Origin of the sequence: Deinococcus sp., assembly GCF_030523985.1 — a bacterium.
In the GTDB taxonomy this organism is placed as follows: domain Bacteria; phylum Deinococcota; class Deinococci; order Deinococcales; family Deinococcaceae; genus Deinococcus.
On the sequence record NZ_JAUNHK010000045.1, the window covers coordinates 1 to 22,549 of the forward strand.

General features: G+C 65.9%; 25 protein-coding genes and 2 pseudogenes. 14 read left to right on the forward strand and 13 right to left on the reverse strand.

All coding sequences use genetic code 11. From position 1 onward, the window contains the following. Together Q4C89_RS08190 and Q4C89_RS08195 are read right to left on the reverse strand one after the other, a co-directional pair. Window positions 1-154: pseudogene (locus Q4C89_RS08190) on the reverse strand (osmotically inducible protein C); the annotation flags it as partial. Window positions 155-212: 58 nt separating this feature from the next. Then, window positions 213-836: a hypothetical protein gene (locus tag Q4C89_RS08195; RefSeq protein WP_303102116.1), complete on the reverse strand. Its 624-nt coding sequence runs from the start codon at window positions 834-836 to the stop codon at window positions 213-215. Window positions 837-916: 80 nt separating this feature from the next. On the opposite strand from Q4C89_RS08195, the gene Q4C89_RS08200 reads away from it, so the two are divergent. Next, a complete protein-coding gene (locus Q4C89_RS08200; RefSeq protein WP_303102117.1) occupies window positions 917-1,669 on the forward strand; it encodes a TSUP family transporter in 753 nt (250 codons plus the stop codon). A gap of 23 nt (window positions 1,670-1,692) precedes the next feature. Here Q4C89_RS08200 and Q4C89_RS08205 read toward each other — a convergent pair whose 3' ends face one another. The 3 genes from Q4C89_RS08205 to Q4C89_RS08215 form a co-directional block, all read right to left on the reverse strand. Continuing rightward, the gene (locus tag Q4C89_RS08205) at window positions 1,693-2,460 is read right to left on the reverse strand and encodes a DUF4388 domain-containing protein (RefSeq protein WP_303102118.1); all 768 of its coding nucleotides are present in this window, start codon (window positions 2,458-2,460) and stop codon (window positions 1,693-1,695) included. A gap of 66 nt (window positions 2,461-2,526) precedes the next feature. Beyond that, window positions 2,527-3,045, reverse strand: coding sequence for an SMC-Scp complex subunit ScpB (gene scpB, locus Q4C89_RS08210; protein WP_303102119.1), 519 nt, complete (start codon window positions 3,043-3,045; stop codon window positions 2,527-2,529). Between the two features lie 32 nt (window positions 3,046-3,077). Then, the gene (locus tag Q4C89_RS08215) at window positions 3,078-3,734 is read right to left on the reverse strand and encodes an L-threonylcarbamoyladenylate synthase (protein WP_303102120.1); all 657 of its coding nucleotides are present in this window, start codon (window positions 3,732-3,734) and stop codon (window positions 3,078-3,080) included. Between the two features lie 56 nt (window positions 3,735-3,790). On the opposite strand from Q4C89_RS08215, the gene Q4C89_RS08220 reads away from it, so the two are divergent. Both Q4C89_RS08220 and Q4C89_RS08225 read left to right on the forward strand, forming a co-directional pair. After that, window positions 3,791-5,011: a type II secretion system F family protein gene (locus Q4C89_RS08220; RefSeq protein WP_303102121.1), complete on the forward strand. Its 1,221-nt coding sequence runs from the start codon at window positions 3,791-3,793 to the stop codon at window positions 5,009-5,011. Window positions 5,012-5,181: 170 nt separating this feature from the next. After that, window positions 5,182-6,324 carry an FAD-dependent monooxygenase gene (locus Q4C89_RS08225; RefSeq protein ID WP_303102122.1) on the forward strand — a complete coding sequence of 381 codons (1,143 nt, stop codon included), beginning with the start codon at window positions 5,182-5,184 and terminating at the stop codon, window positions 6,322-6,324. A gap of 35 nt (window positions 6,325-6,359) precedes the next feature. Here Q4C89_RS08225 and Q4C89_RS08230 read toward each other — a convergent pair whose 3' ends face one another. Then, window positions 6,360-6,710, reverse strand: coding sequence for a DUF423 domain-containing protein (locus tag Q4C89_RS08230; protein ID WP_303102123.1), 351 nt, complete (start codon window positions 6,708-6,710; stop codon window positions 6,360-6,362). Window positions 6,711-7,005: 295 nt separating this feature from the next. Between Q4C89_RS08230 and mraZ the strand changes: the two genes are divergently transcribed. The 5 genes from mraZ (at window position 7,006) to Q4C89_RS08255 (ending at window position 10,986) form a co-directional block, all read left to right on the forward strand. Beyond that, entirely contained in the window at window positions 7,006-7,434 is a 429-nt protein-coding gene (gene mraZ / locus Q4C89_RS08235; RefSeq protein WP_303102124.1) for a division/cell wall cluster transcriptional repressor MraZ, read from the forward strand. Next, window positions 7,431-8,378: a 16S rRNA (cytosine(1402)-N(4))-methyltransferase RsmH gene (gene rsmH, locus Q4C89_RS08240; protein WP_303102125.1), complete on the forward strand. Its 948-nt coding sequence runs from the start codon at window positions 7,431-7,433 to the stop codon at window positions 8,376-8,378. Before mraZ ends, rsmH begins: the two co-directional genes overlap by 4 nt. Continuing rightward, window positions 8,378-8,740 carry a hypothetical protein gene (locus Q4C89_RS08245; RefSeq protein ID WP_303102126.1) on the forward strand — a complete coding sequence of 121 codons (363 nt, stop codon included), beginning with the start codon at window positions 8,378-8,380 and terminating at the stop codon, window positions 8,738-8,740. Before rsmH ends, Q4C89_RS08245 begins: the two co-directional genes overlap by 1 nt. Further along, complete coding sequence (locus tag Q4C89_RS08250; protein WP_303102127.1) at window positions 8,731-10,077, forward strand: penicillin-binding protein 2; 1,347 nt, start codon at window positions 8,731-8,733, stop codon at window positions 10,075-10,077. Before Q4C89_RS08245 ends, Q4C89_RS08250 begins: the two co-directional genes overlap by 10 nt. A gap of 66 nt (window positions 10,078-10,143) precedes the next feature. Continuing rightward, complete coding sequence (locus tag Q4C89_RS08255; protein ID WP_303102128.1) at window positions 10,144-10,986, forward strand: MBL fold metallo-hydrolase; 843 nt, start codon at window positions 10,144-10,146, stop codon at window positions 10,984-10,986. 108 nt (window positions 10,987-11,094) lie between these two features. On the opposite strand, the gene secD is transcribed toward Q4C89_RS08255, so the two are convergent. The 6 genes from secD to Q4C89_RS08285 all read right to left on the reverse strand — a co-directional run bounded on the left by secD (window position 11,095) and on the right by Q4C89_RS08285 (window position 17,238). Continuing rightward, on the reverse strand, window positions 11,095-13,395 hold the full coding sequence (gene secD, locus Q4C89_RS08260; RefSeq protein WP_303102129.1) for a protein translocase subunit SecD: 2,301 nt from the start codon (window positions 13,393-13,395) through the stop codon (window positions 11,095-11,097). A gap of 161 nt (window positions 13,396-13,556) precedes the next feature. Beyond that, window positions 13,557-13,919 (reverse strand): hypothetical protein, encoded by a 363-nt coding sequence (locus tag Q4C89_RS08265; protein WP_303102130.1) that lies wholly within the window; start codon window positions 13,917-13,919, stop codon window positions 13,557-13,559. 77 nt (window positions 13,920-13,996) lie between these two features. After that, window positions 13,997-14,917 carry a hypothetical protein gene (locus Q4C89_RS08270; protein WP_303102131.1) on the reverse strand — a complete coding sequence of 307 codons (921 nt, stop codon included), beginning with the start codon at window positions 14,915-14,917 and terminating at the stop codon, window positions 13,997-13,999. A 3-nt stretch (window positions 14,918-14,920) separates the two neighbouring features. Continuing rightward, the gene (gene uvsE / locus Q4C89_RS08275; RefSeq protein ID WP_303102132.1) at window positions 14,921-15,865 is read right to left on the reverse strand and encodes a UV DNA damage repair endonuclease UvsE; all 945 of its coding nucleotides are present in this window, start codon (window positions 15,863-15,865) and stop codon (window positions 14,921-14,923) included. Further along, the gene (locus Q4C89_RS08280; RefSeq protein ID WP_303102133.1) at window positions 15,862-16,035 is read right to left on the reverse strand and encodes a DUF2256 domain-containing protein; all 174 of its coding nucleotides are present in this window, start codon (window positions 16,033-16,035) and stop codon (window positions 15,862-15,864) included. Before Q4C89_RS08280 ends, uvsE begins: the two co-directional genes overlap by 4 nt. Window positions 16,036-16,173: 138 nt before the next feature. After that, window positions 16,174-17,238, reverse strand: coding sequence for a 3-deoxy-7-phosphoheptulonate synthase (locus Q4C89_RS08285; RefSeq protein ID WP_303102134.1), 1,065 nt, complete (start codon window positions 17,236-17,238; stop codon window positions 16,174-16,176). A gap of 249 nt (window positions 17,239-17,487) precedes the next feature. Here Q4C89_RS08285 and Q4C89_RS08290 point away from each other — a divergent pair, with 249 nt between their 5' ends. From Q4C89_RS08290 to Q4C89_RS08300, 3 genes are all read left to right on the forward strand, one after another. Further along, window positions 17,488-18,222 (forward strand): hypothetical protein, encoded by a 735-nt coding sequence (locus Q4C89_RS08290; RefSeq protein ID WP_303102135.1) that lies wholly within the window; start codon window positions 17,488-17,490, stop codon window positions 18,220-18,222. Further along, a complete protein-coding gene (locus Q4C89_RS08295; protein WP_303102140.1) occupies window positions 18,222-18,767 on the forward strand; it encodes a 5-formyltetrahydrofolate cyclo-ligase in 546 nt (181 codons plus the stop codon). The genes Q4C89_RS08290 and Q4C89_RS08295 overlap by 1 nt, the downstream gene beginning before the upstream one ends. Window positions 18,768-18,939: 172 nt before the next feature. Then, the gene (locus Q4C89_RS08300; RefSeq protein ID WP_303102136.1) at window positions 18,940-19,806 is read left to right on the forward strand and encodes a DUF4394 domain-containing protein; all 867 of its coding nucleotides are present in this window, start codon (window positions 18,940-18,942) and stop codon (window positions 19,804-19,806) included. 84 nt (window positions 19,807-19,890) lie between these two features. Here Q4C89_RS08300 and Q4C89_RS08305 read toward each other — a convergent pair whose 3' ends face one another. Further along, window positions 19,891-20,430, reverse strand: coding sequence for a 2'-5' RNA ligase family protein (locus Q4C89_RS08305; RefSeq protein WP_303102137.1), 540 nt, complete (start codon window positions 20,428-20,430; stop codon window positions 19,891-19,893). 71 nt (window positions 20,431-20,501) lie between these two features. Between Q4C89_RS08305 and gcvT the strand changes: the two genes are divergently transcribed. The 3 genes and pseudogenes from gcvT to Q4C89_RS08320 all read left to right on the forward strand — a co-directional run. Next, a complete protein-coding gene (gcvT, locus tag Q4C89_RS08310; protein WP_303102138.1) occupies window positions 20,502-21,578 on the forward strand; it encodes a glycine cleavage system aminomethyltransferase GcvT in 1,077 nt (358 codons plus the stop codon). A gap of 112 nt (window positions 21,579-21,690) precedes the next feature. Then, entirely contained in the window at window positions 21,691-22,053 is a 363-nt protein-coding gene (gene gcvH / locus Q4C89_RS08315) for a glycine cleavage system protein GcvH (protein WP_303102139.1), read from the forward strand. Window positions 22,054-22,207: 154 nt separating this feature from the next. Continuing rightward, window positions 22,208-22,549 (forward strand): annotated as a pseudogene (locus Q4C89_RS08320) (glycine dehydrogenase (aminomethyl-transferring)); the annotation flags it as partial.

The following is a 22,549-nucleotide window of genomic DNA, read 5'->3' on the forward strand; positions in this document are numbered from 1 at the left end:
CGGCGAACAGTTGCTCGGGGTTGGTGCCGGGGCCGCCGTCGCCGCCCATCTCGGCAGGCACGCTGAGGTCGAGGTTCAGGCGGTCGTCGCTGCTGCGGGCGGTTCCGGCGCGGCCTCCGGTGGCGGTGGCTTCGGCGGTGTAGATATTGGACATGGTGAGGAGTATAGGCGCTGTCCGCTTCGCTTTCCCCGCTCGGCTGGAGACTCAGCGGTCATTCACCAAAGATGCTGCCCAGCAGGAGAAGCGCCTGTGCCGTGATGCCGATACCGAAACACAGAATGAAGAGCATGACGAGGATAGCGAGGGGCTTGGAGCCGTTCGTCTTTCTCGAAAAGGCCGCCCTCCAGCGCTTACCGTCGCTTCCCCTATACACCCCCTGACTGGACACCCCCTGACCGGGAGAAGCCGCCACCTTGAGGCTGCTGCCCACAGGCAGGCGCCGCCGGGCCTCGGCCAAAGCGAGCTGGTCTACCTCCTGCATAAATTCAGAGAAGCTCATGCCTGCGGGCTGCGTGATACGCATTTGCCACAGCTCTGGTGGAGAGACATCGGCCAGCGTGCCGTCTGCAAGCTGTACCGTAACCTTGACATTGACCGTCTCGACCTGTGGCCCGCTAGAAAAAGGCACGGGGACGCGGTTTCCCCTAAATTCGGCCTCGCTCTGGTGCGCTTTGACCACGCCCTCCACCTCGGGCCACTGGTAGGGGTCGTCGGTCTTGCCGCCGAAGAGGTAAGCCCAAAGGCTGTAAAGGCTCAGCCACAGCAAAAAGACGCCCAGCGCCAGCAAGGGCAGAAGATAAACAAGGGCGAGTGATTTGCCGACTGTTTCCACCATGCGTTTCTCCTTCGCCTCCGGCCTCGAATGCACTGCCCACCATACGGGCAAAGTTGGAAGAAGGGCGTACACTCCTCCCCGTGCCTGCTCCCGAAGTGCTGCTTTACGGTCTGCCCCTCGCCTTTCTTGCCGGATTCATAGACGCGGTGGCGGGTGGCGGCGGCACCATCACGCTGCCCACGCTGTTTTTCATGGGCCTGCCGCCCGCGCAGGTGGTGGCAACCAACAAATTGCTGGCGATTTTCGGCTCGGCGAGTTCGACGGTGCAGTACTGGCGCGGTGGCCACATAGAGCGGGCGCTGGTGCTGCGGCTGATTCCGCTGGCGCTGGCCGGGAGTGCGCTGGGCGCGTACCTGGTGCGCTTCGTGGACCCCGACGCCTTCAAGACGCTCGTCGGGTTCGTGATTCTGGGGGTGGGGGCGCTGGTGCTCGCCAACAAGAAATTTGGCCTGGAAGACCGCTACCCCGGCCTGACCACCCGCGTGCTGGCGCTGACCCTGCCTGGAGCGTTCGTGGTCGGCATGTACGACGGCTTTCTCGGCCCTGGCACGGGCACTTTCCTGATGTTCCTGTTCGCGCTGGCGGGGTTCAATCTGGTCAAGGCCAGCGGCAACGCCCGCGCCATCAATTTTGCCACCAACGCCGGAGCTTTCCTCACCTTTCTGATCGGCGGGCAGATGGTCTGGTGGATTGGCCTGCCGATGGGGCTTGCCAACGCCCTCGGCGCGACGGTGGGCGCACGCATGGCGATGCTGCGCGGCTCGGCGTTCGTCAAGTGGATGTACGGCCTGATCGTGCTGCTGGTGGCCGCAAGGCTGTTTCTGGTGCACTGAATCCGGGTGCTTCGGCGGGACGACTACAGCGGTTTGACCAGCACGCTGTCGCCTCCGCGGAGCCGTGTCTTGGTTAGCACGTCCGGGGGAATACAGATCAGCGCCCCCAAGTCCGGGTGACCGCGCAGGGGAAAGCGGTAACTTTTGCCGCCCTCGTCGCGCACGCCGACATACTGCGGCAGCCGCACCAGATCGTTTTTCCAGCGGTTCACGATCATGTCGTCGACCAGCACCACTCCGGACACGTCATGCGTCACCGTGACCAGCAGCCGGGCCGTCCGGAGTTTGCGGGGCCGCAGGATGCCCAGTCGGGCCAGCCGCGCCGCCACCTGCCGCGCCAACGGGTCGTGCGCCAGCTCACCCAGCGGCACCTGGGCGCGAATCTTTTCCACAATCTGCTTTTCCTGAAGCGTCCAGTCGAAAAGGTCGAGCCGCTCCGGGTCGGGAATCCGGGCCGCCGTCGTGAAAGGCAGTTCCATTTCGGGCAGGGCGCTCAGGGCGGCGTAGGCGAGCGGGTCCAGTGGCGAGTCGGTCGGCGGGTCGGGGTGCAGCAGTCCTTCGTCGAACTGAAACCGCCCGCTCGGGGAGCGCAGCATCGAGACGAGCGCCGCCAGTCCGCCGAGTTCCTGCTCGCCGCTCGTGAGCTGAATGGCCCGGACCCGGCCTTGCTCAAGCCAGCACTGAAACAGGTCATCGCCCCGGCTTACGCGCAGGACGCCTGTCCGCTTGCCGCCCGCGAGCAGCAAGAGGAGTTGCAGAAAGTCGAAGTCGGCGAGGTTGCTGGAAGTCATGGCAGGTCGGGTGTAGGAAAGAAGTAGAGGTGGCCCGCGCCGAGTCTAGCCGACGTGGGGACAGGGCTAGCTTCGCAGCAGATGCGAAAAGTCGGTGCCCGGCAGCGGAGGCAAATCTTTGAGGGTGGTCAGTCCGAATTCCAGCAGGAATTTTTCGGTGGTGCCGTAGAGCAGCGGGCTGCCCACGCTGTCGCTGCGGCCCACGACCTTGACGAGTTCGCGCTCCTGCAAGGTCACGACAGTTCCGGCGCTCGCCCCGCGCATGGCCTCGATTTCGGCGCGGGTCACGGGCTGGCGGTAGGCGATGATGGCGAGGACTTCCAGGGCGGCGGTACTCAGCGGCGGCAACGGCGGGGGGGCGAGCAGCGGCGCGAGTTGCCCCGACAGGTGCGGCGGAACAATCAGGCGGTAGCCTCCCGCTACGGCTTCGAGAGTGAACCCCAGTCCGGCCCGCTCCAGTTCGCGCCCGAAAGCCTGCACCGCCCGCAGCGCCGCGTCTTCGCTGAGGCCCAGCACGCCCGCCAGTTCGCGCAGACGCACCGGGCGACCCGAAGCGAGCAGGGCGGCTCCGATGAGGGCCTGCACAGATGCCGTGTGGGGGACGGGTGTCTGGTCGCTCACTGCACTACCACAGCCAGGCCGAGGGGGGCCAGCCACGCCCGCAATTCCTCCACACCTACCGCGCCCTGGCGCAGCACCTCGGCGGGGCGCTCGCCGTCCGGTAGGCGCACCACGGTGCTGGGTTGACCGTGACCGGGCTGACCTGCCGGGGCGTCTTCACCGGGCAGGAGCAGGTCGGCCAGCCCGTAAGCGGCGGCCTGGGCCTGGGTGGTCGCGGCGGGCTGACCGCTGGGGTTCAGGCTGGTGGTCGCCAGTGGCCCGGCGCGGCGGAGCAGGGCCAGGGCAGTGGCCTGGGCCGGAACGCGCAGCCCCACCCAGCCGTCCGGTGCGACGGCGGACGCGCCTGCTCCCCAACCCGGCAGATGCTCCGGGCGGGCCGGGGCAATAACGGTCAGTGGACCGGGCCAGACACGGCTGAGGGTGTCCAGGGCGCGGTTGGGCTGGGCCAGGGCCAGGGCACTGGCGGGGTCCGGGCACGACACTTGCAGGGGCTTGGTGTCCTCGCGGCCTTTGCGGGCATACAGCTCGGCGGCGAAGTGGGGGCGGGCCGCCAGTCCCCACACGGTCTCGGTGGGGTAGGCGACGACTCCACCCGCGTCCAGCACGCGCAGGGCGTCGGCGAGGAGGTCGGAAACGGACGGGAAATCAGACATAGGCAGGGGGGCGCAGTAAGGTTCGCGCAAGACCCTGACGACTATACTCATCCCATATGCCGGTCTACGAATATCGCGCCCGGGACCGGGAGGGTAAGGTCCTGAAATCCCAGATGGACGCCGAGAGCGAAGCGCAGGTCCGCGACGCCCTCCGCGCCCGCAACCTGATGATTCTCGAAATCAAGGCTCCCAAAACGGGCCTGAACGCCGACGTCAAGATTCCGGGCCTGACCGACCGTCCCCCGGGTCTCAAGCAGGTGGCGGTCTTCAGCAAACAGCTCGCCACCCTGATCAACGCCGGTGTGCCGCTGGTGCAGTCGCTGGCGATTTTGCAGCGGCAGGTGGACAACAAGACCTTCGAGACGGTTCTCAAGAAGGTGCGGGGTGACGTCGAGTCGGGTACACCTCTGAGTGAAGCCCTTCAGCAGCACCCCAAAGTATTCAGTCGCCTTTTTATCAATCTGGTCCGCGCCGGCGAAACGAGTGGGACGCTGGACACGGTTCTTGACCGCATCGCCGAGTTTCAGGAAAAGCAACTCGCTCTGCAAGGCAAAATCAAGAGCGCCCTGACCTACCCGGTGGTCGTGCTGGTGTTCGCGCTCGGCATCACCTACTTCCTGCTGACCACCATCGTGCCGCAGTTCGCGGGCATCCTGACGCAGCTCAACGCACCCCTGCCCTTCATCACGCGCATGCTGATGGCGGTGTCGGACTTCCTGCGCTCGTCGGGCCTGTTTATTTTCCTCATTGTGGGCGTCATTTTCTTCGCCTACCGCTGGTACTACCGCACCCCCAAGGGCCGCTATGTCATTGACGACATCAAGCTCCGGCTGCCGGTGTTCGGCAACCTGATCCAGAAGAGCGCCATCAGTTCCTTCGCGCGCACCTTCGGCCTGCTCATCAGCAGCGGCGTGAACATCATCGAATCGCTGGAAATTACCAAGGGCACCGCCAACAACGCGATTGTCGAGGAAACCATCGACAACGCCAAGAACGTGGTCATCTCCGGTGATCAGATGAGTTCGAGCTTGGCGACCAGCAAGGTCTTTCCGCCGATGGTGGTCAGCATGGTCGCCATCGGGGAAGAAACCGGTTCGCTCGACAACATGCTGGGCAAAGTGGCCGACTTCTACGACCGCGAAGTGGACGAGGCCGTGGACTCGCTGACCGCCGCCATCGAACCCATGATGATCGTGTTTCTCGGCGGTATCGTCGGCCTTATCGTGGCCGGGATGTTCCTCCCCATGTTCAGCATCATCGGCGCGCTCAGCCAGTAAGCACACTGCTGCGTCCTTCGCCCCCTGGCCCCCGCTGTGGTCGAGGGGGCGCTTTCGCTTGGCGCAAGAGCGAACGCACCCGTATGAAGCGTCTGGGATATAGATCGGCTTTTGTGGAATTTGGTACGGCGGTAATGTCCCGGTAACTGACTGTCTGTAGCAGCAGGGGTATGAACGGTTCTTCGGCGGCGAGAAGTGTGGCCATTATCGGGGCGGGCATAGGAGGGCTGGCGCTGGCCCGCGCCCTGACGGTTCGTGGCCTGCAAGCGGAGGTCTACGAAGCCTCTGCCGAGATTAAGGGGGCAGGCGGCGGACTCATCGTCCCGCCAAATTCGGCCCGCATTCTGGACCGCTTGGGCCTGGGCGAAGTCTTCCGGGCCGGGGTGCCGCTGCGCCAGATGCAGATTCTCGACGCTGGGGGGCAGGTGCTTTATCGCCGTGACCAGGGTGAGGTCAGGCAGGCCCAGGGCTACGGCCTGCACACCGTTTCGCGGGCGGCGCTGCATCAGGCGCTTCAGGCGGCCCTGCCCCCCCAAATTCTCTTTCCCGGCTTCCGCTTGCAGGAACTGCGGCGCATGGGAGACAAGCACTACGCCGTCTTCGCCAATGGGCAGCAGGTGGTTGCCGACCTGATTGTGGCAGCCGACGGCGCACAGTCACGGGCCAGGGCCCTGATGTTTCCCGAGGTGCATCTGGAACCCACCGGGCAGGTCGCCATGCGTGGCGTCGCCCGTGCTGCCCTGCCGCCTGCCTTCCAGCGGAGCTTCACGGAAATCTGGGGGTCGGGGCGGCGCATCACTTTCTTTCCCCTGGCAAACGACGAAGTCTACTGGCACGCCGCTTTTTCTGCCGACCACCTGGGCGCACGTCCCAGCCTGAACGAAGTGGCGCAGCACTATGCTCAGTTTCCGCAGCCTGTGGCGCACCTTCTCGAAGCCACCGACCCGCAGACGCTACAAACCACCCTTCTTCAGGACCTCGAACCGCTGCCGCAGTGGTCGCGGGGGAACGTGGCCCTGCTCGGGGACGCGGCCCACGCCACCAGTCCCAATCTGGGCCAGGGCGCAGCGCAGGCGCTGGAAGACGCCGCTGCCCTAGCCGAACTGCTGGGCCAAGAAGTGAGGCTGGAAACGGCCCTGTTTGCCTACCAGAAGCGGCGCGAACGCTATGCCAATGCCGCCGTGGCCCGCTCGCGCCAGATGGGGCAGATCGGTCAGGTGGGCGGCCCACTGCGCTGGATACGCAACACCACCATCAAGATGAATCCCGAACTGGCCCGCAGCCGCATTGAGGCGTTCTACGAGGAGCATTGAGCCGTCAGCCCAGGCCTAATCTCTGGCCTAATTCTCTAGCGCCTGGCGTCGAGGGCAGCCAGCACGAAACCCGCTATCAGCAGCACCCCGCCGATGGGCGTGATGGCCCCCAGCCAGCGGAGCCCGGTCACGGCCATCAGGTAGAGCGAACCGCTGAAGATGATGGCCCCCAGCAGCAGCGGCAGCGGCGCACGGGTCTGGCCCGGCAGTGTGCCGAGAACCATCAGGGCCAGCGCGGCGTACATCTGGTAGCGGGCCGCCGTCTCCACGTTGGCGAGCATGGCGGGGTCGAGGCGGGTCTTGAGGGCGTGCGCCGCGAACGCGCCGATGGCGACGCTGAGGGCGGCGAGCAGGGCTCCGGCTTGCAGGGCGAGGCGTCCAGACATGGGCTTCAGGGTAGAGGATTTGCCGGGCCGGGTTCCCGCCACGGGTGAGCAGCAGGGGGGAAGGCGGAGTCAGAGGGGCGGGCGAAATCCGGGGGTGGTGGGAAGCGAAGCCGAAATGGGGGAAAGGCTGGGGGGAACGGTGGGAAACAGTGGTAAAAGGTGGTGAACACTGTTACACTTTCACCGTCAGTTCAGGTTTTTTCGCTTTGCGAATGACCGGGCTGCCATTTGTTTATTGCGGCCAGCTCCCCGAGGCGCTGCCAGTGGGGAAAAAGCCCAGGAGAGGACGCCCAGAATGCCGTTTGGTGAATACCCCTACACGATTGACGACAAAGGCCGCGTGGTGATGCCACCGGCGTTTCGTGAGTTCGTGGAGGACGGCATGATTCTGACCCGTGGCATGGAAGGTTGCCTCTACGCCTTTCCGCTGGCGGGCTGGAAACGGGTCGAAGAGCAACTCGAAGGTCTTCCCCTGACGGACGCCGGGTCGCGGGCGTTCGTGCGGTTTTTCTATTCCGGGGCCAGCAAAGCCCGGCTCGACAACCAGAGCCGGATCAGCGTTCCCCAAACCCTGCGCGTCTTTGCAGGGCTGGAAAGCGACGTGATCGTGGCCGGGGCGCCCGGCAGACTGGAATTCTGGAATCCCCAGCGCTGGGAAGCGGCGATTGCCGCCGTGCAAGCCGAGCCACCTCAACCCGACCTTCTCGCCAACTTTGTGGCGTGACCATGATGACTGCATCCCAGGGAAACCTTTCCCTTTCCAAAACTGCCGAAACCGACTCCGACCTGACCCCCGACCCCACCGCCCTTTCTCACATTCCGGTGCTGGCCGACGAGATTCTCGACGCCCTCGCCCCCGCACCGGGCAAAATCTTTGTCGACGGCACGCTCGGCGGCGCGGGACATACTCGGCTGCTGCTGGAGCGTGGCGCGACCGTCTACGGCATCGACCAGGATCCCTACGCCCTCGAACGGGCGCGGGCGGCGGCGCTGCCGGGACTGCACGTTCTTCAGGGCAATTACCGCGACATGGGCGAGTTGCTGCTCGCTCAGGGCGTGACCCAGGTGGACGGCATCCTGCTCGACATCGGCGTGAGCAGCTTTCAGCTCGACGACGTGGAGCGCGGCTTTTCGTACCACTCCGAAGCACCCCTCGACATGCGCATGAGTCAGGACGGTGAAAGCGCCGCCGACGTGGTCAACGACCTCGAAGAAAGCGAACTCGCCGCCCTGATTTACGAGTACGGCGAGGAGCGGCATTCGCGGCGTATTGCCCGCTTCATCGTCCAGGCGCGGGAAAAAGCCCCCATCGAAACCACCGTGCAACTCGCCGACCTCATCAAGCGGGCCTATCCGGGGTTTTCCAAAGGCATTCACCCCGCCCGGCGCACCTTTCAGGCGTTGCGTATCTATGTCAACGACGAACTCGGGGCACTGCGCGACGGACTGAAAGCCGCCGAGGGATTGCTTGCGCCCGGCGGGCGGCTGGCGGTCATCAGCTTTCACTCGCTCGAAGACCGCATCGTCAAGCGGTTTTTGCTGGGTAGCGAGGTGCTGACCCCCCTGACCAAAAAGCCCATCGTGGCCTCGGAGACCGAGCAGGCGAGTAACCCCCGCGCCCGCAGCGCCAAACTGCGCGTGGCCGAGCGTCCGGCGGAGGCCTCCTGATGCCCCGGCGCTGGCTGGCTGCCGACCCCGACCGCTGGCGGACCCGCGCCGTGCGGATGCTGCTGGTGTACGCCGCGCTGTCGCTGACGCTGCTCTCGACCCGCTACGCCACCCGCGAGGTGCGGCCCGAACTGCTCGATGCCCGGCGGCAGGAAAGCGAACTGACCCAGGAGCGCGACACCCGTGAGCTGCGCGTGCAGTCGCTGCTCTCGGAAACGCAGGTGCAGAACTGGGCGCTGCGAAACGGCATGATTCGCTTTGCCGAAGCCCCCAAAACCAGCCGCGACCTGGGCAGCCAGACGCTCCCCACCCCGCCACAACCGCCTGCTGAACGATTGAAGGTGAAGATTCAATGGAACTGAAAATCCGTAACCGCTCCCGCTGGATGCAGGTCATCGCCCTGCTGATGTTTGCCACGCTGGTGTGGGCTTACGCGCAAATCGAGTGGGGGCCACCCAACACCATTACTCCCCGTCAGGAAGTCGTGCGCGGCAGCGTGCTGGCCGCCGACGGCACCGTACTCGCCCGCACGCTGGGCAAACAGCGGGTCTACCCCCAGGGCAATCTGGCCGGGCAGGTCATCGGCATGCTGGGCGACTCGGGCGGTCTGGAAGGGATAGAGCGCACCTACGACGACACCCTCAAGGCGGGTCAGAACGTGCAACTCACCCTCGACCCGGCGGCGCAGGCGATGGCCGAAGCGGCGCTGGCGCGGGGCGTGCAGAAGCACCGGGCACAGTACGGTGCCCTCGTGATGCTCGAAACCCGTTCGGGCCGCGTGCTGGCCGCCGCCACCTATCCGCCGTTCGACCCCGGCAACTGGCGCGGCAAGCCGGGCACCCAGGAACGGGTCAAGAACCGTGCCTTCCTGGACGCCTACGAACCCGGCTCGACCATGAAGGCGCTGACCATCGCGGCAGCCATCAACGACGGGCTGACCACGCCCGGCACGGTCTACAGCACGCCCATGCAGCGTCATGTCGGCGGGCGCTGGGGCCACAACATCGGGGACGCCGTGGCCCATCCCCCCACCCTCACCACCCAGCAGGTGCTGCGCTACTCCTCGAACGTGGGCATGTCGCACATCGTCGAGGGCTTCACCTACCCCAAGCTGCGCGGCTACCTCGCGGCCTACGGCTTCGGGCAGAAGGTGGACATGACCGGCGCCGTGACCGCCCAGGGCATCCTGAAACCTGTCGAGAAGTGGAACGACTTGGAGCGGGCCACCAACTCCTTCGGACAGGGGGTCAGCGGCACGACCCTGCAAGTGGCGGCGGCCTACAACGCCGTAGCAAATGATGGCGTGTACGTCGCGCCGCGCCTGATTGACGGTGCGCCCGCCGGAGAGCGCCGCGAGGTCGTGGGGGCTGCCGCCGCCCGCTCGGTGCGCGACATGCTCAAGAGCGTGGTGGTCGAGGGCAAATTCGCCGCCATTGACGGTTACGACCTGTGCGGCAAGACCGGAACGGCGCAGGTGGCGACGAGCAGCGGCTATTCGGACACCGTATTCAAGAGCACCTACGCGGGCTTCTTCCCCTGTGACGCCCCCCGCGTGACCCTGGCGGTCATGGTGCACGGCGCTCAGGGCGAACATCACGGCTCGCAGGTGGCCGCGCCCATCTTCCGCGAAATCGCGTCGGGGATGCTTTCCGGCTGGGGCACCGCGCCCAACGTGACCACTCCGCCGCCTACCAAATAACCAGCCATCAGGTAACCAACGAACGCCCGTTTGGTCAGCGATCCGGGGCGGGTTAAAGTGGGCAGCATGACCTGGACCATGCGGCGGCAGGTCGGTGAAGCGGAAGTCTTTTCGCTCACCGACGGCACTTTTAGACTCGACGGCGGCGCGATGTTCGGCACGGTTCCCCGCGTGCTGTGGGAAAAAGTCGCGCCCCCCGACGAGGACAACCGGATCCTGATGCGGATCAACCCGCTTCTCATCAAGCTCGGCGGCAAGACGGTGCTGGTCGAAACGGGCATGTGGGACCGGGGCGGCGAGAAGTTCGAGCAGATGTACGCCCTGGAGCGTGACGAAACCGTGTTCCGGGGCCTGCGTGACGCGGGGGTGGAACCCGGCGACGTGGACATCGTCATCAACACCCACCTGCACTTCGACCACTGCGGGCGCAACACCGGCCTGACCGGAGAGCCGACCTTTCCCAATGCCCGCTACGTGGTGCAAAAGCAGGAATGGCACGACGCCACCCACACCCACGAACGCAGCCGGGCGAGTTACATCCCCGACACCTTCATGCCCATCCACGAGGCGGGCCTGTTTGACCTTGTGGACGGCGAAACCGAGCTGCTGCCGGGGCTGAGCGTGCTGCCGCTGCCGGGCCACAACCTGGGACAGCAGGGCGTGGTGCTGCGCTCGGGCGGGGAGACCCTGGTCTACACTGCCGATCTGGTCCCCACCACCGCCCACGCGCCCTACCCCTACGTGATGGGCTACGACCTGTACCCCGTCACCTGCCTCGAACACCGCAAGAAGTACCTGCCGCAGTGGTTCGAGGAAAATGCCCTGATCTGCACGCCGCATGACCCCAAGGTGGCCTTTGCCCGCCTGCACGAGACGAAGCGGGGATTCGAGCTGAAGGCGGATGGCTGAGGGCTTGTTGCGGATAGCCGATGGCCGATGGCAAAAGGCACCCCCGCCGAGTGATATGGCGGGGGGTGCTTTTTTTGCTTTCAGCTATCGGCTATTCGCCATCCGCTCTCAGCTGGCGACTGGCTTGCTCGCCTTGTTCCGTTCACGCCATTCCTCGAAGTAGACCACCAGCGGGGCCACGATGTAGATGGAGGAATAGGTGCCGACCAGGATGCCGACGAGCAGAATCAGGCTGAAGTCGCGCAGCACCGGGCCGCCGAAGATGAGCAGGCTGACCAGTGGCAGCATGGTGCTGACCGAAGTCATGACGGTGCGCGAGAGGGTCTGGTTGATGGCGGCGTTGACGATTTCGCGGTAGGAGTGACCGCGCATGGTCTTCAGGTTCTCGCGGATGCGGTCCGAGACGATGATCGAGTCGTTGAGCGAGTAGCCGATCAGGGTCAGCAGCGCCGCCACCGTCGCCACCGTAAATTCGAGGTTCAGCAGCGCGAAGAGGCCCATGGCGATCGCCACGTCGTGAATGGCGGCCAGAATGCTGCCCAGACCCATGATGAAGTCGAAGCGGAAGCCCACGTACACCAGAATCAGCGCCAAGCCCAGCAGCGCGGCGTAGATGGTCTTCTGGGTGAGTTCCTTGCCCACGGCAGGCCCCACCGTTTCGCTGGCGGCGACCTGCCCCTGCGGCAGCTTGGTGATGGCGGCGCTGAGCTGCTTGACCTCGTCGGTGGTCAGTTCGGGCACCTTGACCGTGTAGGTCGCGCCCTGCTGACCAGGGGTGTTGTCGCGCTGAATGGTGGCGCTCTGGCCCGTGACCTTGCCCACGCCCGCGCCGATGACCGCGTTACGCACCTGCTCGGTGCTCACATCGGCGGCGACGCGGGTGGTCAGGGTCGTGCCTGGCGCGAAGTCCACGCCGTAGTTCAGGCCCTTGGTCAGCACCAGCGCACCCCCGGCGAGGGCGAGCAGCACCGACAGGGTGGAAATGACCTTGGCGGGCTTCATGAAGTCGAAGTTGGTCTGCTTGATCCACTGCGGGGCGCTCATGTTGGGCTTGCGCTGGGCCAGCCATTCCATGAACCACTTGGCGAACACCAGGTTCGAGAAGGTCGAGGCGATGACCCCGATGATCAGGGTGACGGCGAAACCTTTCACGGCCCCGGTGGAGTAGTTGTAGAGCGCCATCGCCGAGAGCAGGTGCGAGGCGTTCACGTCCAGAATGGCGGCGGTCGAGTGTTCGTAGCCCGCGCCGATGGAGTTCTTGATGCCTTTGCCGCGGGCCAGTTCTTCCTTGATGCGCTCGAAGGAAATCACGTTGCCGTCCACCGCCGCGCCGATGGTCAGCACCAGACCGGCGATACCGGGCAGCGTCAGGGTCGCGCCGAAGCCGCCCAGGATGCCCAGGATGATGACGGCGGAAAACAGCAGGCCGAGGGCGCCCACCAGACCGAACCAGAAGCCGTAGTAGGCGAACAGCATCACGAAGACCAGCCCGATACCGACCAGGGCGGCAATCGCGCCGCTGCGGATGGCGTCGGCCCCCAGCGAAGGCCCGATGGAACGCTCGGCGGCGGTCACGACCTTGATGGGCAGCGCCCCGGCTTCGAGCACCAGCGCGAGCTGGCTGGCTTCGTCTGCCGTGAAGTTGCCGCTGATCTGGATGTCGCGGAAGAGGCGCTGGTTGATGGTGGCGACGGACTGAATCTGATCGTCGAGTACGACTGCCATCAGCTTGCCCACGTTCTTGCCGGTAAAGTCGCCGAAAATCTTGGCCCCGGCGTCGGTGGTCTGGAAGTTGACGACCCACTCGCCGGTTTGCGGGTTGGTGCCCGAGGTGGCGCTGGCGATGGTTTCACCCGTGGCGACCACCGGGCCGAGTTGCGAGAGGGTGTAGCCGCCCGAACGGGGGTTCTGGGCACGCAGGGTCTCGCTGGGCGTCGCGCCGTTCTGGACGATGCGGAATTCGAGACGGGCGGTCTGCTTGATGATGTTGCGGGCGCGGTCCTGCACGGCGGGCGTGGCCCCCGGAATCTCGACCACCACGCGCTTGCCGCCCGAGACGGTCACGGTGGGTTCCGCCACGCCCAGCGCGTTGATGCGGTTTTCGATGACGGTCTTGACCCGGTCGAGTTCTTCACGGGTCGCCGTGCCCGATTCGGGGGCGAGTTCGATTCGCAGGCCGCCCTTGAGGTCCAGGCCCAGCGTCATGAACTGGTAGTTGTCGTTCCACAGCGTCCAGGGGTCGTTGCGGTGTTCCCAGGGCCGCCAGATGTAGAGCAGGCTGCCCAGCAGCGTCAGCAGCAGCAGCAGGGCGGTCCAGGGATTCGGCTTGTTCGCGCTGTTGTTGCGCGGTGGTGGGGGGCGGCGGCTCGCGCCGTTCATCTTGCGGGGTTGTTTACTGCCGTAGGTCATGCAAACTCCGTTGGGGGGAAGGGGGGAGGGTAAAGGGATGAGGGTCTAGGGCACTCGACATAAGAAATGTTTCGCGGTTTGACTCTCTCTCCTTGCGAAAGCTTGGCGTGACTGGCGAAGCAGCCAGGCCAGCTCTTTCCTGGGCAAAATGCTCTCAACGCTCAGCCCTCAAGCTGCCAGCGCCCTAGCATCGCCAGCAGGGGACGCCAGCAGGGAGCCTGCCACTGGGCCGCTTGCCACAGTGTCAGCGGACGCGCCCGCGCCAGCCACAGCGGTTCGGGGGGCGGCGCGGCGGGCAGCGGCACACTGGGCGCAGGCTGCGGCGCGGGGCGCAGTTCGGGGAGTGGTGGGGTCAGGCTGCCCGCCGTCAGGCGCGGCGGAACTTCGGGCGCGGGGGTAGGCGCACCCAGCCACACCGCCAGAAAGGAAAGCAGCGCGGCCAGCCCCGGCCAGGCCAACGCCAAGCGCCCCGCTGCGGGCCACCGAAAGGCGGGCAGGAGCGGGGCGCGGCGAGGGGGCTTCACAAGTAGGTCAGCTTATCAGACCGGGGCTGACGATTCCGAAGGGGTGCGGGTGTGGAAGGTGAGAAACAGGCTGGGCCTCAGCGCACGGTCAGCGGCTCGTAGGCCGTCTTGACTGTGCCGTTGGCGAAAGTCAGTTTGGCGATGGTGTTGAGGCTGATGACGCGGCGGCCCGGCACGCTCTTGATGGCGAGGCTGAGGTTGGCGCTCACCGTGCGGCCCTGCTGCGTCACGCGGGGGTCGAGCGGCTGCTGCGCCCGGCCCGGCCACCAGTATTCCTTTTCGGGCAGGATTTTCTTGACGTACTGACCGTCTTGGACATACTCGATTTCGTACTGGAACTCGGCCCGCACGACCTGCGAGGCCGCGCCCTTGGTGGTGATGACTAGAGTGCAGCGGGCGGGCTTGCCGGTGGGCAGATACTCGCTGGGGCTGCCGTTCACGTTGCAACCCGTAAACGCCCAGGTGTTGAGCTTGGTGGGGCCAGTGGTCGGTACACTGGCGGGCGCAGTGCGGGCCAGATAGTTGCGGTCGGCCTCGATGACGAAGCGGGTGTAGGCTTCGTCCCAGTCGCAGTAGATGCGCCGGGTGCGCTCGTCGGGGGCGTCCGCCATGATGCGGTAGGTCGCGCCGTTGAGGGTGTAGCAGGCATCCAGGCGGCCCGCGTTGGACACGAAGCCCAGCGCCAGCTTTTGCACGTCGCCGAAGGTCTTGCGGTCCAGGTCGATATTCACGTCGTCGTTGTCGGAGAGCAGGCTCACTTCCGTCACGCGGCTGCCCGGTTCGCTCGACTCGCGCTGCACCAGCAGCATCTGGCTGCCCGGCACGTTCAGGTCATACAGCCACTCGCGCCCGCTGTTGTCCAGCAGCGTGCATTTGTACTGCTGGCAAAAGGCGCTGGTGCTGACCGACTGCGAAGTGCCCAGAATCCCCGCCGAGCCCGCCGTGCCCAGTCCTGCCGCCAAGCTCAGGGTCGCTCCCCACCTTGCAAAGTGTCTCATGCTTCATTCTAGCGGCACAGTGTCAGGGGTGGACGGGGCCGGGGTCTTCAGCAGCGGGTGCAGGCGCAGGGCGGCGATGGCTTCTTCCTTGCCCTTGGCCTCCACCTCAATCCAGGGCACGTCGGCGTAGGCGCTGGGAAAATCGGCGATCAGGTGGGCGTGGCGGCGGTCCTGCGGGCCGTCCATGCCGTTACTCAGGTGAACGATCTGCCATTCGGGAGGCTGCCACGTCGCCCGCGAACGCAGCACCCACTCGCGCACGCTGGGGTCTTCCTGACTGTCCAGTTTGTCGTGGACGACGTGGTGGTGGGCGTCGAAGACCAGCGGCGTGCCAGTGGCCTCGCAGATGGGGAGCAACTCCGCCGGACTGTAGGCCCGTTCGTCGTTTTCCAATCCCAGGCGCAGCCGCACGGCGTCCGGCAGGTCGGGAATGATGGCCTGCAACTCGGCCCCGCGCCCACCCTTGCCGCCGTGCAGCAGCAGCAGGTTCCAGGTCGAGCGCTCCAGCCCCAGCCCGTCCATCACGCGGGCGTGGGCGGACATGGCCCGCACGCTGGCCTCCCGCACTTCGGGGCGGTCACTGTTGAGCACGATGAACTGCTCCGGGTGCATCAGCACGCGAATGCCCGCGTCGGCAAAGGCGTGTCCCGCCTCCAGCAGCAGCGGCGCGAGGTGGCCCAGCACGGCTTCCCCGGTATCGTCGCCCACGAGGTCGAGCATGGGAAAGAGGCTGGAACTCAGGCGGTAGAGCCGGATGCCCCGCGCCGCGCAAAACTGAGCCGCCCCGCGCAGGGTCTTGATGTTGCTGCTGTAGAGGTCGAGCAACTTGGCTTCGCGCTCGGCAGGCGAGAGGGCGCGGTAGCGGCTGAGCGTCACCGTGCGAAAGCGTACCTCCGGCCCGACGGTCAGGCACACCAGTCCCAGATTCGGCGTGTGGGCTGCGGTCACGCCTGTTCTTCCCGGCGGCAGCGTTCCGAGCAGTATTTGACCTGTTCCCAGTCCCGCTCCCACTTTTTGCGCCAGCTGAAGGGCAGGCCGCAGCGGGCACAGATTTTGCTGGGTCGCTGGCTGGGGGGCCGCCCGCCGCCGAAGGTCTTGCCTGGGTTCGATTTCGCCACCCGCCCAGTGTGCCGCGTGACGGCAAAAGGGGCTGTGGGAGGGGTTACGGAGAGGGGAAGAGGTTGGCCCCTCTCTCTTCACTCGGCAAATTCAGACACACGGCGGTTTGACCGTCTAACGGTGAGACAGTTCGCCTCTTAGCCTCCCAGCCGCTCGTGCGCTTCCAGCAGCAGCTTTTCGGTTTCGTCCCAGCCCACGCAGGCATCCGTCACGCTCACGCCCCGGCGCAGTGGCGTGCCGTCGTTGGGAATGGCTTGTTTGCCCGCTTCCAGGTTGCTTTCGAGCATCAAGCCGCGCAGGGCCGTCTGTCCGGCGAGGCGCTGGCCCAGAACGTCGTTCCAGACGAGGTGCTGCCGGGTGCAGTCGCTGCCCGAGTTGGCGTGCGAGCAGTCCACCATGACGGCGGGGGTCAGTCCGGCGGCCCGCATCAGGTCGGCGGCCTCGGTCACGAAGGACGGCGCGTAGTTGGGGCCGCCGCGCCCCCCGCGCAGAATGACGTGCCCGTAAGGGTTGCCCCGTGTGTGGACAATCACGGCCTGCCCGTCGTCGTCGATGGTGAAAAAGGCGTGCGGATGACTGGCGGCGACGATGGCGTCCACCGCCAGCTTGATGCCGCCGCCCGTGCCGTTTTTAAAGCCCATCGGGGCGCTGACGGCGCTGGACATCACCCGGTGCGTCTGCGACTCGGTGGTGCGTGCGCCCAGGCAGGCCCAGGCCACCGCGTCGAAGAGGTACTGCGGCGCGAAGGGGTCGAGCAGTTCGGTGGCGACGGGCAGGCCCAGTTCGCTGACCGCCACCATCAGCTCGCGGGTGCGGCGCACGCCCTTGTTCATGTCGTTGCTGCCGTCCATGTCGGGGTCGAGCAGGTAACCGCGCCAGCCCACCGTCGTGCGGGGTTTGTCCACGTAGACGCGCATCTGCACTTCCAAACGGTCTTTCACCCGCTCGCGCAGCGCCGCCAGTCGCTCGGCGTATTCGCTCGCCTCGGCCTGATTGTGGATGCTGCACGGCCCCACCACGACCAGCAGGCGGTCATCGCGGCCCGCCAGAATGTCCTGGGCGGCCTCGCGTCCGGCAATCACCGTCTTTTCGGCGGCAGGGGTCAGCGGCACCTCGGCCTTGAGCTGGCGCGGCGTGACCAGGGGCGTAAAGGCGCTGACGTGCAGGTTTTCGGTGGTGGAAGGAGCAGGGGGATGGGTCATGGCAGACTTCCTTTGTCGGGGACGGGAGAGAAAGAAAAAGCCCGGCGTGCCTCTGAGGGGGCGACACCGGGCGGCGAAAAAGCGGCAAAAAGCTAGGCCCGGTGAACTCCGAACCAATAAAAATAGGCGAACGCTGGCCTTGCCGTCATGCCGGGCAGTGTAGCCCCCGGTGCCATGCTGGGGGGCGCAGGCGTCTAGAGTGTCTCCGCTGCCGGAACTTGCAGGCCACCCGGCGCGTACTCTGGGGCAATGAAACGCACCCTGGTTCTTGTCCTGACGGGCCTCGCTCTGGTGGGGGGGCACGCCGACGCGGCCCGGCGCAGCAGCGGCGGGGGCTTTGGCGGCAGCCGCAGCTCGGGCAGTTCTTCGCGCCCGCCCAGTTACCGTGCACCCAGCACGCCCACCTACCGCGTGCCCTCGACTCCGCGCCCTCCGGCCAATTCGGCGGGCCGCAGCCCCTACACCGCGCCCGGCACGGCCCCCAGCACGCGCACCCCCAGCACGACCCAGCGCACCACCCTGCCCTCCAACGCGGCGGTGGCCCAGAGTGCGGCGAACAAGGCAGCGGCGGCCCGCGTGACCAGCACGCAACTCGGCGGCTGGAAAAACGTGAAGCTGCCCGCCGGGGTGCCGCGCCGCGCCATCACCTACAGCGCCACGCCCAGCAGTCAGTACCAGTACCAGCTTCAGCCGGGGCGCTACTACCCCTACCCGCAGAGTTATTATCGTCAGAACGGCATCGGCTACGACATCCTCAAGTACGCCCTGATCTTCACGGCGGTCAGCAGCGTCGCCGACGCGCTCGACGGGCCGGACGTGGTCGTCAACAATGTCAACAACGGCAATTTCGGCAACGAATTGGAGGGCGTCACCTACAACAACCCGGTGACGCCCGCGCCCGCTGGCCCCAACCTGTGGACGTACGTGGGAGTCGGCTTTCTGGCGGCGGCGGCAGGTTGGTTTCTGCTGGGACGCCGCCGCTGATGCTGCGGCCCGACGCTTCCAAGGCCGAGTGGCGCGAGTGGGCTTTTGCCGTCCGCAAAGACCTGCCCGACCATTCACAGGCTGTCACTGGGCACCTTCGCGCCTTCTTGCGACAGCAGGGTGCACGGCGGGTACTCGCCTATCACGCGCTGGGCGGCGAACCGGACGTGTCGGGGCTGCGAAGCGACTTTGAGCTGCTGACCACCCGCACCCGCTTCAAGCCCGAGCGCCACCTCACCCTCCACCCCTACGAGACGGCCACCGAGGTCAGCCGCGCCGGATACCTGCAACCGCCCAAGGACGCGCCGCAGGTCGCGCTGAACACGGTGGACGCCGTGTTGCTGCCGGGGCTGGCCTACGACCTGCGCGGCGTGCGCCTGGGCTACGGTGGGGGTTTTTACGACCGCCTGCTGCCCGGTTTCGCGGGCCTGAAAGTCGGTGTGGTGTACGCGCCCTTACTGGTGCCCGCGCTGCCCGGTGAAGCCCACGACGTGCGGGCGGACTGGGTGGCGACGGAAAGAGGAGTGGTGGCGAGCGGCGACTGAGCGGCCCTGCGGACTTCTATGGGGCGACCTTTGTGGAAAGCCTGAGGCTTCTCCCACACGGCGCACGGCGCGGGCAGGAAGCTCTAGACTGCATGCCTGCATCAATTGAACGCGGAAGCGGGGCGTCGGTGAACGACCTGCGCTCTCCTGCCGTTCCCCCGGAGGTCCACCCATGAAGAGATTGCCCCAGCTCGCGCTCGCTTCCCTGACCCTGCTTCTCGCTTCGTGCAACCGGGTGAGCCCTCCAGCGGCCCCCTCGGGAACCACCGCCTACGGCCTGACGACCAGCGGAATGCTGGCGACGTTCGGCACCGACAATGCGGCGGCCAGCTACCGCACCCTGTCCATCAGCGGGCTGGCGTCGGGCGACACCCTGGTCAGCCTGGACTACCGCAACACCGACGGACGCTTGTATGCCGCCACCAGCAACGGACGCCTCTACCGAATCGACCCGCAGACCGGCGCGGCGACGCAGGACAGCGCTGCGGTAGGTCAGGGAGTCGTGACGGTGGACTTCAACCCCTCCGCCAACCGCCTGCGCGTCATCGGCACCAACAACATGAATTACCGCCTGACCCTGGGGGCGACCCCGGTGCCTTCGACCTCCCCGGCTGGCACCGTCACGCCCGACGGCATCTTTGCCTACGCCGCAGGCGACGTGAATGCGGGTAAGACCCCCGAACTGGTGGCGGCGGCGTACACCAACAGCTTCAACGACAGCGCGACTGGCAGCGTCCCGGCAGGCAGCACCACCGCGCTCTATTCCTTCGATGCCGCCCAGGACGTGCTGGTCATGCACGATGTGGGGCCGCAGTTCAGCACCCTCAAGACGGTCGCTCCCCTCGGCGTCAACGTCATGGCGGGCATGGTCGGCTTCGACATCAGCGGAATGAACACCGCCTACGCCAGCGTCAGCAGTGGCGGCAAAACCACGCTCTACCGCGTGAATCTCGCGGCGAGCAGCCAGGCCCTGAGCGCCGTCTCCACCCTGAACGACGTGTCCCTGCGCGACCTCGCCCTGGTGCCTGCCAGCCGCTGAGCGAAGAACAAAAAACAAGGGGGCAACTCGGTGCATCACTGGGTTGCCCCCTCTGCTTTGGGACGTGAACCCTGGAGCCTCTGGTCAATCGCTCACCCCCCCACTCAGCGGCCACTCCGCTACCGGTATATAAACCCCACCCGGCCCCGGCTTCTCCATCAGCGTGAGGGTGCGGGCTGTGAACACGAACGGCGTACCCTTCAGGTCGGCAAACTCCCGCTCGGCATCGGTCAGCAGCTCTGGCAAATCTACCCCGCGCCGGGCGAGGGCCAGCGTCAGGTGGGGCGTCATCTGCGGCCCTTCGTACCCGAAACGCCGGGGTGGTTTCAGGGCGTCCAGCAGGGCCAGGTGCAGCCGAATCGCCTCTGGGCTATGCACCGTCAAATACAGCGCCGAGCCCTTGGGGAAAAGGCGGGGGCCGCCGACCTCCACCCGCACAGGCGCCTGCCCTGAGGCGACCGCCCGTGCCACTTCGCCCGCTGACCCGTCCAGGCCGCTGCGGGCCTTGACCGTGATGTGAGGCACCGCCGCCGCGTCGCGGATGCCGTGGCGGTCGCGGAAGTTGCCGAGACGGGCGCTCAGCTCAGGTGGGGGCAGCAGCGAGAGCAGAAAAGAAGGCGTCACCCCCGCAGCCTACCTGCCGACCTGTCCATACCCCCCGGACGCTTTTCCCCGGTTTCCCTTAAAGTTTCCTTGTGACCGAAACCAATGCCACACCGCTGAAGCGGACGCCGCTGCATGCCGCGCACCAGAAAGCCGGGGCCAGAATGGTGCCCTTCGGCGGCTGGGACATGCCCGTGCAGTACAGCGGCCTGAAAGCCGAACACGAAGCCGTGCGGACCTCGGCAGGCGTGTTCGATGTCTCTCACATGGGCGAATTCCGCATCACCGGCCCCGACGCCCTGAAGTTCTTGCAGCACGTCACCCCCAACGACGTGAGCAAGCTCAAGCCCGGACGCGCCCAGTACAACTGGCTGCCCAACGACAAAGGCGGGCTGGTGGACGACATCTACATCTACATGGCCGCCGAAGGCGAGTACCTGATGGTCGTCAACGCCAGCAACATCGACAAGGACTGGGCGCACCTTCAGCGCCATCTGCACGACTTCGACGTGAAGCTCACCAACGAGTCCGACAGGTGGGCGCTGCTGGCCGTGCAAGGCCCCAAGGCCGAAGAACTGCTGAACGCCCACACCGACATCGACCTCAGCACTAAGAAGAAGAACGCCTACTTCTCGGCCAAGCTGTTCGGGCAGGACGTGAAACTGGCCCGCACCGGGTACACGGGCGAGGACGGCTTCGAGGTGTTCGTGGACGCCGAGAAAGCCGAGGAGATGTGGGACAAGCTGCTGGAAATCGGCATCACCCCTGCTGGCCTGGGCGCCCGCGACACGCTGCGTCTGGAAGCCGGATTTCCCCTTTACGGGCACGAATTCAGCGACGAAATTCACCCGCTGAGCAGCCATTACACCTGGGTCGTGAAGGACAAGGAATTCCACGGGCGCGAGGGCCTGAAGGCGGCGCCCAGCAAAAAGTTGATTGGCCTGAAGCTGGAAAAAGTCCCCGTGCGTGAGGGCTACCCCGTGCACGCGGGCGGCAAGGTCGTGGGCCACGTCACCAGCGGCAGCACCAGCCCCAGCCTCGGCTACCCCATCGCCCTGGCGCTGGTGGACGCCGACGCCGCCGAGGTCAGTGACTTCGAAGTCGAAGTGCGCGGCAAGAACCACGCGGCGACGAAAACGGACGTGCCCTTCTACACCCAAAAGGCTTGAAGCGGGAGGCGAAAGGCCCGCTCCTGCTCTAGCCTAAGTCCAGCCTTTTTGCCCTTCATCTTCGTCTAGCCGCCATCAGCAAGTCTTCACTCAACTTAAGGAGAATAAAACCATGACCACCACCCCCACCGACCGCAAATACGCCACCTCCCACGAATGGCTCGCCGGGGACGGCAAAGTCGGGATCACCGACCACGCCCAGGACCAGCTCGGTGATGTGGTGTACGTCGAACTGCCCGAAGTGGGCCGCGAAGTCGAGAAAGGCGAAGCCGTCGCCGTCGTGGAGTCGGTCAAGACCGCGTCCGACATCTACGCTCCCGCCAGCGGCAAAATCGTGGCCGTCAACGAAGAACTGAGCGGCAACCCCGAACTGGTCAACAGCGCCCCCTACGAAGGCGGCTGGCTGTTCCAGATCGAAGTGACCGAAGAAGGCGAGCTGCTGGACGCGGCGGCCTACGAAGCGCAGGCGCACTGAGCTGGGCCGTGAGCCGTGAGTGGTGGGCCATGAGCCAGAAGCGGCTGGTGGCCCACCCTTTTTTCGTCGTGACAGCTTCTTCAACCGAGGCTGAATCCTCTTTTTTTCCTCAAAGCTCATGGCCTACAGCCCAGAGCCACCCCAAGGAGCACCCATGACCAGACCCCTCTCTGACCTCCTCCAGACCAATGACTTTACCGCCCGGCACATCGGCCCCAGCGAGGCTGAGCAGGCCGAGATGCTTGAAGCGCTGGGCGTGAGCAGCCTCGACGAGCTGACCGAAACGACCCTGCCCGAAGCCATTCAATTCAAGGGCGACCTGAGCGCGGGCGCGGGCGTGACCGAGGCGCAGGCGCTGGCCGACCTGAAAGCGGTGGCGCAGAAGAATAAGGTGTTCCGCAGCTACATCGGCATGGGGTACTCCGGCACCCATGTTCCGCCCGTGATTCTGCGCAACATGCTGGAAAACCCCGGCTGGTACACCGCCTACACCCCC